The organism is Leptolyngbya sp. Heron Island J (genome assembly GCF_000482245.1).
Lineage (GTDB): Bacteria > Cyanobacteriota > Cyanobacteriia > Phormidesmidales > Phormidesmidaceae > Leptothoe.
This window is the reverse complement of the sequence record NZ_AWNH01000106.1, coordinates 1-14,787: the sequence shown is the minus strand read 5'-3', so window position 1 is coordinate 14,787 and position 14,787 is coordinate 1. Positions and strand designations below refer to the sequence as shown.

15 protein-coding genes are annotated in these 14,787 nt (G+C 49.3%); 10 read left to right on the top strand and 5 right to left on the bottom strand.

The features are described 5' to 3' along the window. The first annotated feature begins 8 nt into the window (after positions 1 to 8). From N836_RS67250 to N836_RS67240, 3 genes are all read left to right on the top strand, one after another. Complete coding sequence (locus tag N836_RS67250; RefSeq protein ID WP_031294150.1) at positions 9 to 410, top strand: Npun_F0494 family protein; 402 nt, start codon at positions 9 to 11, stop codon at positions 408 to 410. Between the two features lie 268 nt (positions 411 to 678). Then, complete coding sequence (gene cobQ / locus N836_RS67245; protein ID WP_023076018.1) at positions 679 to 2,172, top strand: cobyric acid synthase CobQ; 1,494 nt, start codon at positions 679 to 681, stop codon at positions 2,170 to 2,172. 114 nt (positions 2,173 to 2,286) lie between these two features. Then, a complete protein-coding gene (locus N836_RS67240) occupies positions 2,287 to 3,063 on the top strand; it encodes a sulfite exporter TauE/SafE family protein (protein ID WP_023076017.1) in 777 nt (258 codons plus the stop codon). A 273-nt stretch (positions 3,064 to 3,336) separates the two neighbouring features. On the opposite strand, the gene psbM is transcribed toward N836_RS67240, so the two are convergent. Next, positions 3,337 to 3,432, bottom strand: coding sequence for a photosystem II reaction center protein PsbM (gene psbM, locus N836_RS74965; RefSeq protein ID WP_006516450.1), 96 nt, complete (start codon positions 3,430 to 3,432; stop codon positions 3,337 to 3,339). 138 nt (positions 3,433 to 3,570) lie between these two features. Then, positions 3,571 to 3,879 carry a 2Fe-2S iron-sulfur cluster-binding protein gene (locus N836_RS67235; protein WP_023076016.1) on the bottom strand — a complete coding sequence of 103 codons (309 nt, stop codon included), beginning with the start codon at positions 3,877 to 3,879 and terminating at the stop codon, positions 3,571 to 3,573. 325 nt (positions 3,880 to 4,204) lie between these two features. On the opposite strand from N836_RS67235, the gene psbB reads away from it, so the two are divergent. The 7 genes from psbB (at position 4,205) to N836_RS67205 (ending at position 10,650) form a co-directional block, all read left to right on the top strand. Further along, positions 4,205 to 5,731, top strand: a complete 1,527-nt coding sequence (psbB, locus tag N836_RS67230) for a photosystem II chlorophyll-binding protein CP47 (protein ID WP_031294148.1) — start codon at positions 4,205 to 4,207, stop codon at positions 5,729 to 5,731. A gap of 141 nt (positions 5,732 to 5,872) precedes the next feature. After that, positions 5,873 to 5,971, top strand: a complete 99-nt coding sequence (locus tag N836_RS67225) for a photosystem II reaction center protein T (RefSeq protein WP_006516453.1) — start codon at positions 5,873 to 5,875, stop codon at positions 5,969 to 5,971. Positions 5,972 to 6,164: 193 nt separating this feature from the next. Further along, positions 6,165 to 6,683, top strand: coding sequence for a transcriptional regulator NrdR (nrdR, locus tag N836_RS67220; RefSeq protein WP_023076014.1), 519 nt, complete (start codon positions 6,165 to 6,167; stop codon positions 6,681 to 6,683). Between the two features lie 411 nt (positions 6,684 to 7,094). Then, on the top strand, positions 7,095 to 8,087 hold the full coding sequence (locus tag N836_RS67215; protein WP_023076013.1) for a 30S ribosomal protein S1: 993 nt from the start codon (positions 7,095 to 7,097) through the stop codon (positions 8,085 to 8,087). Between the two features lie 255 nt (positions 8,088 to 8,342). After that, on the top strand, positions 8,343 to 9,119 hold the full coding sequence (locus N836_RS0139460; RefSeq protein WP_161635043.1) for an HAD family hydrolase: 777 nt from the start codon (positions 8,343 to 8,345) through the stop codon (positions 9,117 to 9,119). Positions 9,120 to 9,361: 242 nt separating this feature from the next. After that, positions 9,362 to 9,796, top strand: coding sequence for a BlaI/MecI/CopY family transcriptional regulator (locus N836_RS67210; RefSeq protein WP_023076011.1), 435 nt, complete (start codon positions 9,362 to 9,364; stop codon positions 9,794 to 9,796). Next, positions 9,793 to 10,650 (top strand): M56 family metallopeptidase, encoded by an 858-nt coding sequence (locus N836_RS67205; protein WP_023076010.1) that lies wholly within the window; start codon positions 9,793 to 9,795, stop codon positions 10,648 to 10,650. Before N836_RS67210 ends, N836_RS67205 begins: the two co-directional genes overlap by 4 nt. A gap of 11 nt (positions 10,651 to 10,661) precedes the next feature. Here N836_RS67205 and N836_RS67200 read toward each other — a convergent pair whose 3' ends face one another. The 3 genes from N836_RS67200 to N836_RS67190 all read right to left on the bottom strand — a co-directional run. Then, complete coding sequence (locus N836_RS67200; protein WP_031294141.1) at positions 10,662 to 12,674, bottom strand: DNA polymerase III subunit gamma/tau; 2,013 nt, start codon at positions 12,672 to 12,674, stop codon at positions 10,662 to 10,664. Positions 12,675 to 12,766: 92 nt separating this feature from the next. Beyond that, positions 12,767 to 13,243: an ATP-binding protein gene (locus N836_RS67195; protein ID WP_235071174.1), complete on the bottom strand. Its 477-nt coding sequence runs from the start codon at positions 13,241 to 13,243 to the stop codon at positions 12,767 to 12,769. Positions 13,244 to 14,398: 1,155 nt separating this feature from the next. Further along, on the bottom strand, positions 14,399 to 14,787 hold a 389-nt coding region (locus N836_RS67190), incomplete at its 5' end, for a transposase (protein WP_023071803.1).

The following is a 14,787-nucleotide window of genomic DNA, read 5'->3' as shown; positions in this document are numbered from 1 at the left end:
CACCACCCATGACCTCGTCTTCTTTACCTACTCAATCCAAAACCTTAGCCCGAGCAAAACGGGCAGTACGCTGCGCACCGTTTTATATGAAACTGCTGGCAGCGATGCGATCGCAAAGTGTGCCGCTACGGGCCATCAGTGACGATCGTGGCATGCTCAGCGGTTACACCCGCCAACCCTTATCCGATGTCGCCGCCGATGACCATCTCAGCTGGCTGATGTCCGTCGGCATCCTTCGCCGTGAAGTGGATGGACAAGGTTTGACTGATAGCTTTCGCCTCACCCCCATTGGTCGAGAGCTGGTTGAACAATGGGAAGCGGCAGGTCGTCCGGATTCTACGGGAAGCCCCCTGGATTATTTACTCAATGCCAGAAATCGTTGGTTAAGACTACCTACCTGGCTATCGTAGCCAGGTTAATTTTGAGACCATCCTGCGATCGCATTGAGGCAATAGCAGCGACGATCTCTAGAGGATGAAGTTTGGGTAAAGTTAGGCAATGGCGTCGGTATTTCAATACCCACCCACCAACTGCACACTCCCCCAAAGATAGCCCTGCCCCTAATTGCCTCAGAGGCAGACTAGCCAACACCTGTCTTGCAAGCCGTTATTCCAATTCACTATTCCAATTCACTATTTCAACCAATAAGAATGAAATTAGACCGGGAGACGCTCTAGCATGAAGGCCATTATGGTAGTGGGTACCACCTCCCACGCAGGGAAATCTCTACTCGTTACAGCACTTTGTCGTATGCTGAGCCGTCGTGGGTGGCGTGTAGCTCCCTTTAAGGGTCAAAATATGGCCCCTAATACTTATGTCACCGCCAACGGTGCCGAAATTGGCTACGCCCAAGCCGTACAAGCCTGGGCAGCGGGTGTTCCTCCCCAAGCCGAAATGAATCCGGTACTGCTCAAACCCCATAGCCACAGCACCTCGCAAGTAATCATTAAAGGACGTCCCGTCGGTCAAACCACCACAGCCCACTATTACGAAAACTATTTCGAGGCTGGCTGGCAGGCAGTACAAGAAAGCCTGGCCCGTCTGGGGCAAGAATTTGACCTACTCATTTGTGAAGGGGATGGCAACCCGGCTGAAATCAACATCAAACATCGCGATCTAGCCAACATGCGGATTGCCAAAGCAATCAAAGCCCCCACCATTTTGGTCGCCGATATTGACCGAGGCGGCGCATTTGCCCACATTGTTGGCACCCTGGAGCTACTCGATCCCGATGAACGAGCACTGGTCAAAGGTGTGATCATCAACAAATTTCGTGGTCAGAAAAGCCTGCTACAGCCGGGCATCAAATGGCTCGAAAAACGCACCGGCGTGCCTGTACTCGGCGTCATCCCCTGGATTGACAGCGCCTTCTCCAAAGCGGACTCCCTGTCCCTGATGGAACGCCCTGTAGAAAAACAATCCGCCGAACTTAACATTGCTGTTATTCGGCTGCCCCGAATTTCCAACTTTACAGACTTTGATCCCCTAGAAGCCGAACCCTCAGTCAACGTCAGGTATCTCAGCCCCAAAGATGATCTCGGCCACCCTGATGCCGTGATTTTACCAGGCACGAAAACAGCCATTGCCGACCTGCTAATTCTGCAACGTACGGGTATGGCTGAATCCATTCAAAACTATGCTGCTGCCGGCGGTACAGTACTGGGCATCTGCGGCGGTTTCCAGCTCATGGGTCAGATGCTCGCCGATCCAGAAGGGCTAGAAGGGCAAGAAGGGCGCTTTCGCGGATTGAGCATATTACCGTTGCGTACGGTCATTACTCAAAATAAAGTGGCACGTCAGCGCTCAGTCAGTTCCAAGTATCCCCAAGAAGGACTGCCTGTAAACGGCTATGAAATTCATCATGGACGGACACAGCTGGTCATGACCCCCGAAGGCGGAGAACCAGGCCCTAAGTTTCAACCCATCTTTGACGATCGCAGTCTCGGCATCGTCGATGAAACCGAATCACTCTGGGGAACTTATCTGCACGGCATCTTTGACAACGGTCCCTGGCGACGCGCCTGGCTCAATCGCCTGCGGCAGCAGCGAGGGCTCGGGTCGTTACCCACAGGCATTGCCAACTACCGCGACCAGCGCGATGCCATGCTGAACGAGTTAGCTCATACCGTAGAGCAATACATCAACCTAGATCCCATCCTCACCCAGTCCTAACAGCCAAAATTTTGAGCTCAGCTGCCTGATGCCACCCCAAACCGTTATTCTCTAACCCTATCCTGATACAGGCTATGGGAGGATGTGGGCAGTTCTCTCAATAAAAGGTTAGCTATGCCCCCTATAGATGTTGCACTGTTAGCCCTGGGTGGCCTAGGGGCAGGGTTATTAGCAGGACTCCTGGGCATTGGCGGCGGCGTCTTAATGGTACCGCTGCTATTGCTATTTGGCATCAATGTGGATCAAGCTGCCGCAACTAGCCTATTGGCTATTTTGGTCACTGCCACCACAGGCAGTTTTCAAAACTGGCGCATGGGCTATCTTCAGCCCCGACAAGTTTTACTGTTGGCGGCCCCCGCCATTGTCCTGGTAGTCGCAGGTACAGAATTTGGAGAGCTACTAGCAGAACACTGGCGACGGGCCGCATTTGGCACCCTGCTCGTAGCCAACCTTTATCTAGTCAGCCTCAAAAAACGGGCTGCGACGACTCCACACAATCCCAGGCAACTATCGCCCATTACAGCTCGCCTCATCACCGGCAGTGCTGCAGGCTTTATGGCCGGGCTGTTTGGAGTAGGCGGAGGCGTGATTATGGTACCCCTACAGGTATTACTCATGAATACCGGTATGAAAAACGCCGTGCGGAACAGTCTGGCCGTTATTGCCCTGACTTCACTAGTAGCCTGTATCCACAACGGACTCAAGGGAGATATTGTCTATGGCGCTGGCCTCAGTCTAGGTTTAGGTGGCCTAGTGGGCGTACAAATTAGTGCTCGATTTTTACCAAAGCTTCCCGACCAATTTGTGAGCCTGCTATTTCGCACACTGCTGTGCCTATTAGCAGCTTACGTATTCTGGCAAGCATGGCAGGCTCACATCAGTAGAATCTAAAAAGGGTACCAATCGGAGATCGGCACCCAAGTCGCTTGGATCTAATCACTAGCGACAAATATTCAGTAGTTTCACAACCCTACCAATTAACTGCAGTTCACCGCGTGATACAGGTTATCTGTTCGAGAATAAACCTTTTCAACAACACCAATGGGGTTGAAAAACATCGATTTCCCTCAATATCTAGACAGCTAAACCTCATAACAAAGTGTGACTTTGGCTTAGCTCACTAAAAAAAATCTAAAGTTATCCCACTGGCTATTTCTCCGCTGATTACTCTTTAGTTTGAATGTAAAGAATTAGCAGGAATACAGTTGGAACAAATACAAAAAGAATACTGGCTACAAACCCTAAATTATTGACTTCCATAGGACTCAGCTATTACTTCTCTCAACAACAAACCACATCGCTAAGCATATCACCCTGCTTCAACTCAATGAACCCATCGGCAAGTGAATCGTCGTTAGCAACGCAGATAGTTTTAGTCCTTGTCGAAATCCTCCCACTCTATTTTTTCTTTTTGGGTTTAGTCACCACGCTAATCGGACCATTAACGAGTGTCTGACACGCCAGGCGACAGTTGCTTGGACGCTTTTTCAATTTTTTTTCTTCGACCGCTGTCCGAGGAGAAAGATTCTCTAAACCTTCGGCAATTTCAACAACGCATAGCGCACATTGACCGTAGCCGCCGCAGTTCATCATTTTGCCGGTGAATGTATATATGTCAACACCATTGTCTATCGCCTTTTGACGAAGATTAGCTCCATCCGCCGCTGTAACCTCAGCATCTTCTTTAACAAACTTAATAGTTGGCATCGAACAGCTCCAAAGGCAATCGCTATAAAGTTGAGAATGCCGCAGGTGGCACCATCCCAAGCAATCCAACTTGCATTGGATTATGAACTCTAGTTACACTTCTTTATACACTTTAATCTTCGAATTTGAGTGTATTAGTCCGTCGGGAATCGTCTGGATTCACTACCGCAGAAGGCTATCTGCCCATCATTTCCAATTTACTTTGCCCTTTTGCGAAATTCCTTAGGTCTTAGCTTTGGAGTCAATGGGGGGATCTGGTAGCCTGTTTGTATCGGTATTTTAATGTACGGCTAACATTTCCAAACTAGGAGGAGGCGCGTAGTCAATGGGACTACCCTGGTACCGGGTACATACAGTCGTTATTAACGATCCCGGACGACTGATTTCTGTACACCTAATGCATACTGCACTTGTAGCAGGCTGGGCTGGCTCTATGGCCCTGTTTGAGCTTGCTACATTTGATCCAAGTGATCCTGCCCTGAACCCCATGTGGCGTCAGGGTATGTTTGTCCTTCCCTTCATGGCTCGTCTCGGTGTAACCGGGTCTTGGGGCGGCTGGAGTGTGACTGGCGAGACAGGTGTTGATCCTGGCTTCTGGTCTTTTGAAGGCGTTGCACTGGCACACATCGTGCTATCTGGCCTGCTGTTCTTAGCAGCAGTTTGGCACTGGGTTTTCTGGGATTTAGATCTATTCCGTGACCCCCGAACTGGTGAGCCCGCTTTGGACTTGCCCAAGATGTTCGGTATTCACCTGTTCTTATCTGGTTTACTATGCTTCGGTTTCGGAGCGTTTCATTTAACCGGTGTCTGGGGACCGGGTATGTGGGTATCTGACCCCTATGCCATTACTGGACACGTTCAGCCTGTCGCTCCTGAATGGGGGCCTGCTGGATTTAACCCGTTTAATGCTGGCGGCGTTGTGGCTCACCACATTGCGGCTGGTATCGTCGGTATTGTGGCAGGTTTATTCCACCTGACTGTTCGCCCACCTCAGCGTCTATACAAGGCGTTGCGTATGGGTAATATCGAAACTGTACTATCCAGCAGTATTGCAGCTGTTTTCTTTGCAGCATTTGTAGTTGCCGGTACTATGTGGTACGGCAACGCAACTACTCCTGTTGAACTGTTTGGTCCTACCCGCTATCAGTGGGACTCTGGTTATTACCAGCAAGAAATTGAGCGTCGTGCACAGGCCGACATGGCAGCCGGTCTAAGCCGTCAGGAAGCTTACGAGAACATTCCTGAGAAGCTTGCTTTCTATGACTACGTTGGTAACAGCCCTGCGAAGGGTGGTTTGTTCCGTGTTGGTCCAATGGATAGCGGTGATGGTATTGCCACTGCTTGGCTGGGTCACCCTGTCTTCAAAGATGCTGAAGGTCGTGAGCTTTCTGTTCGTCGTTTGCCTAACTTCTTTGAGACGTTCCCAGTGATTTTGACTGATGCCAACGGTACGGTCGTCGCCGACATCCCGTTCCGACGTGCTGAATCTCAGTTCAGTATTGAGCAAACTGGTGTAACAGTTTCTTTCTTCGGTGGTGAACTTGATGGTCAGACCATTAAGGACCCTGCTCGTGTTAAGCGTTACGCTCGTAAAGCTCTTCTTGGTGAGCCTTTCGAATTTGACCTTGAGACTCTAGATTCTGACGGTGTATTCCGTTCTAGTCCTCGGGGTTGGTTCACCTTTGGCCATGCAGTCTTTGCACTGTTGTTCTTCTTTGGCCATATCTGGCACGGCTCCCGTACTCTATACCGCGACGTATTCGCTGGTATTGATCCCGACCTATCTCCCGAGCAGGTCGAGTGGGGCTTCTTCCAGAAAGTGGGTGATACTTCTACCCGCACCAGTAACTAACGCCTTTCAAGAGGTTTTAGTTTGATAAAAATGGCTCAGCAAGTTCCGCTGGGCCATTTTTTTGGGATAATGGTATTAACTGGCAGCCCTTGCTGGTGTCTACGGCAATGGCAATGAACGTTGATTAAGTAGGACTAAACCATGGAAAGTGTTGCTTACATTCTGATTTTTACCTGCATCATTGGTACGCTCTTTTTTGCGATCGCATTTCGTGAACCCCCTCGGATTAAGAAAGACTAGGCAAACCTATCTTCTGGACCTTAGCTAACGTTTTAGCCGAGGTTTCATGAAGTCTATCGTTTACCTCAAAAAGGTAAGAATGACATAATAGAGGCATTAACTTCTTTGCATTTAACGAAGTTAGCCTCTATTTTTGTTTTAAGCGTGGTCTAATAAGCGGGCCTCACTTCGCTGATATTGGGTTTAGTGGTCTATGCAGTGTCCCTTTTGCCAGCATGCCAACAATCGCGTCCTAGAATCGAGATCAGCCGAATCTGGTCGCAGCATTCGACGACGTCGGGAATGCCTCAAGTGCCATAGTCGGTTTACCACCTACGAGCGCATTGAGTATGTCCCCATCACCGTCATCAAACGCAATGGCGACCGGGAACTATTTAATCGCTCAAAGCTCCTCAGGGGCATCGCGCGAGCCTGTGAGAAAACAGGACTCGAAGCCAATCGCCTGGAAACTATCGTTGACAACATCGAAGCAGACCTGCAGCAGCGCACTATCCGCGAAATTGCCAGTGCCGATATCGGCGAACTCGTCTTGCAACAGCTGCAGCCCCTGAGCGAAGTTGCCTATGTCCGTTTTGCCTCGGTTTATCGTCAATTCACCGGCATTCGCGATTTTGCCGATGCCCTCAACCATTTGCAAGCCACAGACACCCCATCTAGTCCCGAAACATACACTGCCAAAGGTCATCGCAACGGCTCCGCCCTGACAGTGTAAAAGTTTAGCCAGTTTTCAATAAACACTCACCAGCCATCCCCCTAAATCAATCACATATATTAAGTGACAGCAGGGCTAAATTCACTTATCATAAATAGTCTTGCGAAGGTTTGTGTATTTTGCTAATTTTCGGTACGGGTTCCCGTGTCGAGCCCTTCTGTGTGTTAGCATTGCTTGCTTTGCAAGGCTCTAAGTACTGATCCTCATTTGGGTTCATGTCCGTCTTTGAACAAGTCATCACACTACTCCAAGACAATGACTACTCAGAGTTATTTAGCAAAAGGTTAACGGTAGCGCATTTTGAGTGATGCCTAAGCCTTGTCTGAGATAAAATCTGGATCAATGTAGGGGCGGCACACAGACGCACAACATGTCCACTCAATTATGGAGAAACCGTAGGAAACATCTAGCATGGTCAATCTTGAAACGACACAAGCCGATATTGGTTTTACTCATGAAGATTTTGAAGCTTTATTAGATCAATACGATTATCATTTCAGTCCTGGGGATATCGTTCCAGGGACAGTTTTTAGCATTGAACCCCGAGGCGCTCTGATTGACATTGGTGCAAAAACCGCTGCCTATTTGCCCATCCAAGAGATGTCGATCAACCGTGTCGAGGCTGCTGATGAAGTGCTTCAGTCTAATGAGACTCGTGAGTTTTTCATTCTGACGGATGAAAATGAAGATGGCCAGCTAACCCTCTCCATTCGACGTATCGAGTACATGCGGGCATGGGAACGTGTGCGTCAGCTACAAAACGAAGACGCCACCGTCCGGTCTGATGTCTTTGCAACCAACCGTGGTGGAGCCTTGGTGCGAATCGAAGGACTACGCGGCTTTATTCCTGGCTCCCACATTAGTACTCGCAAACCTAAGGAAGACTTGGTAGGTGAGGCTCTACCCCTCAAATTCCTAGAAGTTGACGAAGAGCGTAATCGTCTTGTCTTGAGTCATCGTCGAGCCCTGGTTGAGCGTAAGATGAACGGTCTGCAGGTGGGCGAAGTGGTTATTGGCGCAGTGCGTGGTCTCAAGCCCTACGGTGCCTTTATCGATATCGGTGGTGTCAGTGGACTGCTGCACATCTCTGAAATTTCCCATGATCACATTGACACGCCCAACACTGTGCTCAACGTCAATGATGAGATTAAGGTCATGATTATTGACCTTGATGCCGAGCGTGGTCGAATTTCACTCTCCACCAAGCAGCTTGAGCCCGAACCCGGCGACATGGTTAAGAACCCTGAGATTGTGTTTGAGAAGGCCGAGGAAATGGCTGAGCGCTATCGTCAGCAGCTGTTGAAAGCAGCTGAGGCAGAAGCCGCCGCTGCAGCTGGTGAGAGCAATGCTGGCGAAGATGCCTATGAAGAGGAAGATGAAACGGCTATGGCAGTTGCTGAGTAACGGTCCAAGTCGTTCATACTGGCTCAACTATAAGGTTGCAGTGTGTATTGTCTGAAAACAGCACAATAGTTATTTGATTAAATGTGGGGCTTAGGTCCCACATTTTTATTTTTAATTGCCGCTGCTGATTCAGAGGATGCATCCGTCTGGAAGAGAGGCAATCGGTCCAGGCTTTATAGATGGCATCATCGTTCGGCTCAGCAACACCTTTTTAATTTTTACCGGGTAGTAGGCAAATCTATAGTGAGCAAATCTGTGGTCACTGTTCTCTGTAATGGCAAACGCTTTAGCAATATCGAGGCCATATTTTTAGACAAAGACGGCACGCTGGCCGATGTTGCTACTTACCTCAAACAGTTGGGGACTACCCAGGCAACCCTGATGGAACAGCTGTTACCGGGCAGCCATGAACTTATCCTCAAAGCTTTAGGTATCCATGCTGGTGACTTAAGCCCATCTGGTCTCTTGGCAGTCGGCAGTCGGCAAGAAACCATTTTAGGCACCGCCGCCGCCGCCGCGATCGCAGGTTGTCCATGGATAAGCGCTGTAGATGTAGCCACAACAACCTTAGCTACAGCGGATCAACACTGCTCTCCTAAAGCCGCTTACACCCCGTTATTGCCAGGCGTGAAACAATTCTTGCAACGACTGAAACAAGCCAACCTCAAAGTCATCATGGTTTCAGCGGATGCCCAGGAGAATCTGGAGCAGTTTGTGCAGCAGCATCAGCTACAGCCTTACTTTGACCACCTCCAAGGAGTCAGCCAGCGGCATCCCACCAAGACCGCGCCCGAATTTTTGACAGCAGCTTGCCACGCTGTTGGGGTTACCCCCAGACAAGGAGTAGTCATTGGCGATGCCGCCAGTGATCTACGTATGGCCGCATCAGCCAGGGGTTTTATTGGTTATTTAGGCGGCTGGCAGCCCAGATTATCCGCCACAGACATCATCGACAGTAACAGCAGCAATCATCAACCGTCGGTTGACTGTGAATTTGTTACAGAATTTAGTCAGATTGCTTTAACGGTGTAATACGAGGCAATAGCGATATACAGCCAACAGCTCAACAGACCAATGCCTTAACACAAAAATGGAGACGACTGACTGCCGCCTCCAAATTCAACCTTGATTTGCACATTTGCGCATTTAATTGCCACTATTCTGTTGGTTTCCTCCGCAGATCTCAAGTGACACCTTGTCACAGTTTGTAGTTGTGTAAGCCATCAGCAGGCTAAGAACGATACACTGATGTGAATGCTTTCCGGAGTTAGCTGATGTCGCCCTTTCCGGCCTATCGCCCTAAACGACTATCCTTGGGGCCGCTTGAAACTGAGATTTTAGATATTTTGTGGCAGCTAGGAACGACCTCAGCCACCGCCATCCACAATCAAATCTTGGCGGATATTGATCGAGATTTGACCTACTCATCAGTGGCTACTGTTTTACGTCGACTTGAAACCAAGGGATGGATTGCTAAACGACGCGTGGGGAGAGCTTATCATTGGGAGCCTCTACTTTCGGCAGATAATGCCAAAGTCCTTGAATCCCACGAACGTTTACATCAGTTTTTAGCAGCCAGTAATCCAGATATTGTGGCAGCCTTTGCCGATACCCTCGACCAATCCAGCCTGGATCAGCTAGAAGCTATCACTCAGCGTATCCAGGCGGCCCGGCATGCTCAGCAAGATCAGCAGGAGCAACAGCCATGATGCATGCAAGTTTAATGGCAAGTGCGATCGCAATTGCCGTCCTTTTGCGCTTAACCCTAACTCACCGCTGTCTGCAAAACGCTCACTGGCTAGCAGTACTGTGTCTTTTAGTCATCTCCCCCCTGCTCTTACTAACCACCGCTACAGCCATCGTCATCATGGGTCCCTATGGTCATGTGGTTGGCCCCCTAGAAGGCTGGTTTAGCTATGGCATTGCTTGGCTATTTCTCCTGTATAGCCTGGGCCTATTAGGGTATCTGAGCTGGCAAGCCCACCGCAGCATTGCTTACATTCAACACTATCCTCAGCAGATTGTGCAGGGAACGCTCAGCCGCATCATGGATGAGAGCACAGTCTTTAGCGCTCAAATGGGTCTATGGTCATCGGAGCTTGTCATCAGCCAGGGGTTGCTCGACACCCTAGACCAAGAACATCTCACAGCTGTCATCGCCCATGAGCAAGCTCATCAGTATTATCACGATACCTTTTGGTTCTTCTGGCTAGGGTGGTTGCGGCGTCTAACCAGTTGGCTACCCTACACCGATAAGCTATGGCAAGAGCTGTTACTACTGCGGGAAATTCGGGCAGATAACTGGGCCACTCGCTCGGTAGATCGGTTGACCTTGGCAGAATCCTTAGTCCAGGTGATTGCGGCCCCCCTCTCGCCGCTCACAGTGGCCAACTTTAGCTGTACAGCCCCCAGCAGCCGTCTGAGCCGTCGCATTGATGCCCTGCTGCTAGACGATGACCATGACTATGGCTTTCAACCCCGGTGGTCATTAATTACCTATGGATGCATCATCGGGCTAGTTCTGGGGCTAATCCCTTTGGGTTCAATTCCCTTCCATCATTAGTCATTTACCCGTTAAAAAGGGACATCAGGCCCAGGTTCGGTTGACGGCTTAGCCGAGTCAGACACCTCATCGTCCAGGTTAACGATCTGACCACTAAAGAACTGGGCAAAACTCTTAACACTGCGTTCTAGTTCACTTTCGCCTTCCCAGGCAGGTGCACCCGCTACATCTGGCCCGCCGTTGGTCGGCACAGTGGGGGGCGAGGCTGGGCGAGTTGCTGCTGTCGCCGCTGGCTTAAGGGGCTCATCCCTTGCTTCTTCCTGCGGTAAGGGTTGGGCTGGTGGCGGCGACGGCGATGGGATTGCAGGTGCAGGTAAGGGAGCTGTAGACGGCGCTTCTTGAACAACAGTCTCTGGTTCTGCTGCCGCGACCACCATAGTCACCCGAATCTTATGGCCAAAAACTTTTTCAAACGCTATTTCGACATTATTTAAGCGGTCTTGCGCCATCTTCATCAGCGGCTGAGACCGAATACCTACGGTTGCTTCTACTCCATCACAGGTCAACAACTTTGCTTGCTGACGCATTAGCACCTTAGTACCAAAGGGCTGTAGCTGAGCCACAATTTTTGCCCAAATATCACTCAAACTCCCCATGGCCGGTGCTGTATTTGCAGGCGGCAGTTCAGCACTTTCTAGTTGCGGACTTGTTTGAGAGCCGACAGGGGCATCATGCCCATCCTCTGATTGGCTGTCATCGACCGGCGGTTCGATTTTCTTCTCCAGAGATGCGACCTCAGCTGGCATTGTCTGAGGAGCAGGGGGAGCCTGAGCAGGGGGAGGCACTACTGGAGGAGCCGATTGGGGCTGAGCAACGCTTGATGATGCCGGGCTGGGGGCCTGGGCTACTGGGGCTGATACTGTACTGTGCACCACTGGTTTCACCACGGGCTTAGTTACCGACTCAGCCACACCAGATACAACACCCTGACCTAACGCTGACGGCAGTAGTCCCATCAGGGTAATTTCCAGCCACAGCCTTGGTTGAGTAGTGTTTTTAACCTGCACCTCAGCAGCCCGCAAATGCTGCTGACTGGTTAACAGCAAAGGTAATGATAGTCCTTGGGCAAAAGCCACCATTTCTGACCAGATTGCTGGTGTAATCGCTACCAAATCGCGACGCTCACCGGCTGTTTTAGCAATCAATAAATCTCGGTAAAAGGCCACCAGACTTTGGAGCACCATTAGTGGTTCTCGTCCTCGGTCCATCAGCTGCCGGGCCAAAATTAGTACCTGTGTTCCGTCATCGGCACTCACTGCCTTGACTAGGGCTAGCAAATCCCGCTCCGAGACTGCGCCCACCAAATCCCACACAGCCTCAATGGTGATTGCTCCATCCAGCAGCCCGAGCTGATCGAGCAGACTCTCAGCATCGCGCAATCCGCCCTGGGAAAGCTGCGCGACTAGTTGCAATGCATCCGGCGCGATCGCAATGGCTTCTTGCTGAGCAATGTAATCCAAATGTTGCACCATCGCATCCAGGGGGATACGACGAAAGTCAAACCGCTGACAGCGAGAAATGATTGTCGGCAGTACCCGTTGGGGATCGGTAGTAGCCAGCACAAAGACAACGTGAGGTGGCGGCTCTTCTAGAGTCTTCAGCAGCGCATTAAACGCCGCCGTACTTAACATGTGCACCTCATCTAGCACATACAGCTTGTGACGACACTGCACCGGGGCAAACTGGGCTCGTTCAATCAGCTCACGAATACTATCAACACCCGTGTTGCTGGCTGCATCAATCTCAACGATATCCAGCGAAGCACCAACCGTAATCTCACGACAAACCTGACATTGACCACAGGGTTCAGGCGTTGGCAGCTCACTGCTAAGACAGTTAATAGACTTCGCTAAAATGCGAGCGCTGGAAGTTTTACCAGTCCCCCTGGGACCACAGAAAAGATAGGCTGGAGCAATGCGATTTTGCCGCAAGGCATTAGAGAGCGTAGTTGCGATCGCACCCTGGCCAACAAGCTGAGCAAAGGTTTGGGGGCGATATTTATGATGCAGCGGTTCGTAGGCCATAGATAGCATGTCCTACATCAATAACATCTAAACAAACAGGTCATGCCTCAAAAAGCAATAGGCACGTTAATTATAAAAGCTTCAGGCCCCATTCAGCCTACAGCAACAGGCCCTTTAACAGACCGCAAACTTTGCCACCACATGAGCCAACCAGGCCAACGATTTAAACGCTTACAAAGATGCACTTCATTTCCCTTAGGCGACCAATGTACCTGATCAAAAATCTGATGCAAAATAAATAGCCCACGGCCACAGTCACCCATACTCTCACTGTCTGTATCCTCAGGGCACACACGACAGCCATGGGGTATTTCAAAGCCACTGCCTTGATCCGTAATAATCCACCAGTAGCAGCCTTGTATTTCAGCATACTGAACAGAAACATGCTTGCTTGGGTCCAAGCTATTGCCATGCTTAGCGGCATTCACCAACGCCTCTTGTAAACCAAGGCGTAGCTCGTCACGCATCTGCAGCGGCGCTTGCTCCAGCAACGTATCAATAATTGGATACAAATACAAAGTTGAGGCAAAACTAAGTTTGTCCCACTTCACTCCATCGGATAATGTCATCACACCGACCATGCAATCAATCCCCAACACCGATTCGGTCGCCTATCAAAGGCAGACCAATACGTCAACACAAACCGACATATTAAAAACTGAATTGAAATAAGCTGTAGAAAACTAAAAACTTAATTATTAAACAGGCGTATGCAATACGTACTACAGGGAATTAACAAGCCTCTTTCGCTTCATCTAATATATCAGATTTGAAATAACTCCAACCAAAAAACAGGAAAAACTATTGAATCAATCATCAAGTTTGTATTTTTTCAAAATCAAAATTAAAACACTTTTTATATTGACTTCATTTTAAATTCGGACTCTAGAACCTAGTCCCTGTGACACCATGAATTCTTTGTAGCGAACAGCTTGAGGATTCGCAGCAGTTTCATCGAACCCACTAACAAAAGATTGAAAACGTGACTGCAGGTACGGCAAAAAAAGACCGCTATCGAGAATCTCGCCAAAAGTTAGAGAATTGCTTACCATAAAACATTCCAAAACCGCTTGGTTAATCTTTGATCAAGCACTAATCGTGAAGATTGCAAGAACAAGTCTATTGTTACTACACTTGAGGGATTCAATACTCAGCAATTTCAACTAGTACCTGTTCAGAGTTTCGAACATCAATGTTTAATACTCCGAACAAATACGGTTGTTGTTTTTATCAAAACGTTCCTGCTTGGCAATTTTATTCTCTAAAAAATTACACTTTTAGACTTAGGGGCTACTTCAAAAGTGGCATTCAGTATGGCATAGAGAAGGACGGCAGCATCAGAACGGCAAAGCGAGGACGGCGGTATGAAGAAGATGCGTCAAGTTTCAAGGCTTAAAGGTTCTAAAGGGATTGCACAAAAATCAAGCCTCAGGTTAAGGCTGTAGATGGGTGGATGAGTGATGGGGTAACAGGGAGAATTCTTTAAGTGTGGGCGCCTAACCAACTTTTTATCGGCTACGGCGATGCCTGCTGATAGTCTGGCAGGCTGCATTACCTGTCAGCCCCGTCCTCCAGCAGTCTGTGCGGACAGAGCATAAGGCTCCTGAGAGGACACGGCTGTCAATAAATCAAATCATAGATATCCTGTTTAGCGCCACTGCTAACGCCACATTGGCTTACACTAAATAGTATTTAGTACACTGGAAAGTAAGTTTTCTACCGTTTTAGAGAGTCTTATCTTCTCGAATTTTGACATAATGCTTCTGAAATTTATCGCGTGCGGCCTCAACTGAAAATTGCCAATGGATGCGGATACGCTGGTCATGCCGTTCTTGCACCAAGGCGAGCACCGCTTGCTCTAATTGGTCTTGTGTGGGAATGCGCTGATGCAAACAGCCTCTAGCCAGTGCCGAAAACTCGATCTCAATCATATTGAGCCAACTGGCTGACTTTGGGGTGTAGTGAAACTCAAACCGTTGGGCAAGGGCAAAGGCCTCCTCAGCCGTCAGGTATTCATAGAAAGAACTGACATTATGGGTGTTGAGATTATCCTGCACAACCTGGATTTTGTCCGCATTAGGATAGCGCGCAGCTAAGGCTTGAAAAAACAGAG

Excerpts from the sequence above, each read along its gene's own strand:
- N836_RS67250 (WP_031294150.1), top strand. The coding sequence starts at position 9 with ATGACCTCGTCTTCTTTACCTACTCAATCCAAAACCTTAGCCCGAGCA.
- cobQ (WP_023076018.1), top strand. The coding sequence starts at position 679 with ATGAAGGCCATTATGGTAGTGGGTACCACCTCCCACGCAGGGAAATCT.
- N836_RS67240 (WP_023076017.1), top strand. The coding sequence starts at position 2,287 with ATGCCCCCTATAGATGTTGCACTGTTAGCCCTGGGTGGCCTAGGGGCA.
- psbM (WP_006516450.1), bottom strand. The coding sequence starts at position 3,432 with ATGGAAGTCAATAATTTAGGGTTTGTAGCCAGTATTCTTTTTGTATTT.
- N836_RS67235 (WP_023076016.1), bottom strand. The coding sequence starts at position 3,879 with ATGCCAACTATTAAGTTTGTTAAAGAAGATGCTGAGGTTACAGCGGCG.
- psbB (WP_031294148.1), top strand. The coding sequence starts at position 4,205 with ATGGGACTACCCTGGTACCGGGTACATACAGTCGTTATTAACGATCCC.
- N836_RS67225 (WP_006516453.1), top strand. The coding sequence starts at position 5,873 with ATGGAAAGTGTTGCTTACATTCTGATTTTTACCTGCATCATTGGTACG.
- nrdR (WP_023076014.1), top strand. The coding sequence starts at position 6,165 with ATGCAGTGTCCCTTTTGCCAGCATGCCAACAATCGCGTCCTAGAATCG.
- N836_RS67215 (WP_023076013.1), top strand. The coding sequence starts at position 7,095 with ATGGTCAATCTTGAAACGACACAAGCCGATATTGGTTTTACTCATGAA.
- N836_RS67210 (WP_023076011.1), top strand. The coding sequence starts at position 9,362 with ATGTCGCCCTTTCCGGCCTATCGCCCTAAACGACTATCCTTGGGGCCG.
- N836_RS67205 (WP_023076010.1), top strand. The coding sequence starts at position 9,793 with ATGATGCATGCAAGTTTAATGGCAAGTGCGATCGCAATTGCCGTCCTT.
- N836_RS67200 (WP_031294141.1), bottom strand. The coding sequence starts at position 12,674 with ATGGCCTACGAACCGCTGCATCATAAATATCGCCCCCAAACCTTTGCT.
- N836_RS67195 (WP_235071174.1), bottom strand. The coding sequence starts at position 13,243 with ATGACATTATCCGATGGAGTGAAGTGGGACAAACTTAGTTTTGCCTCA.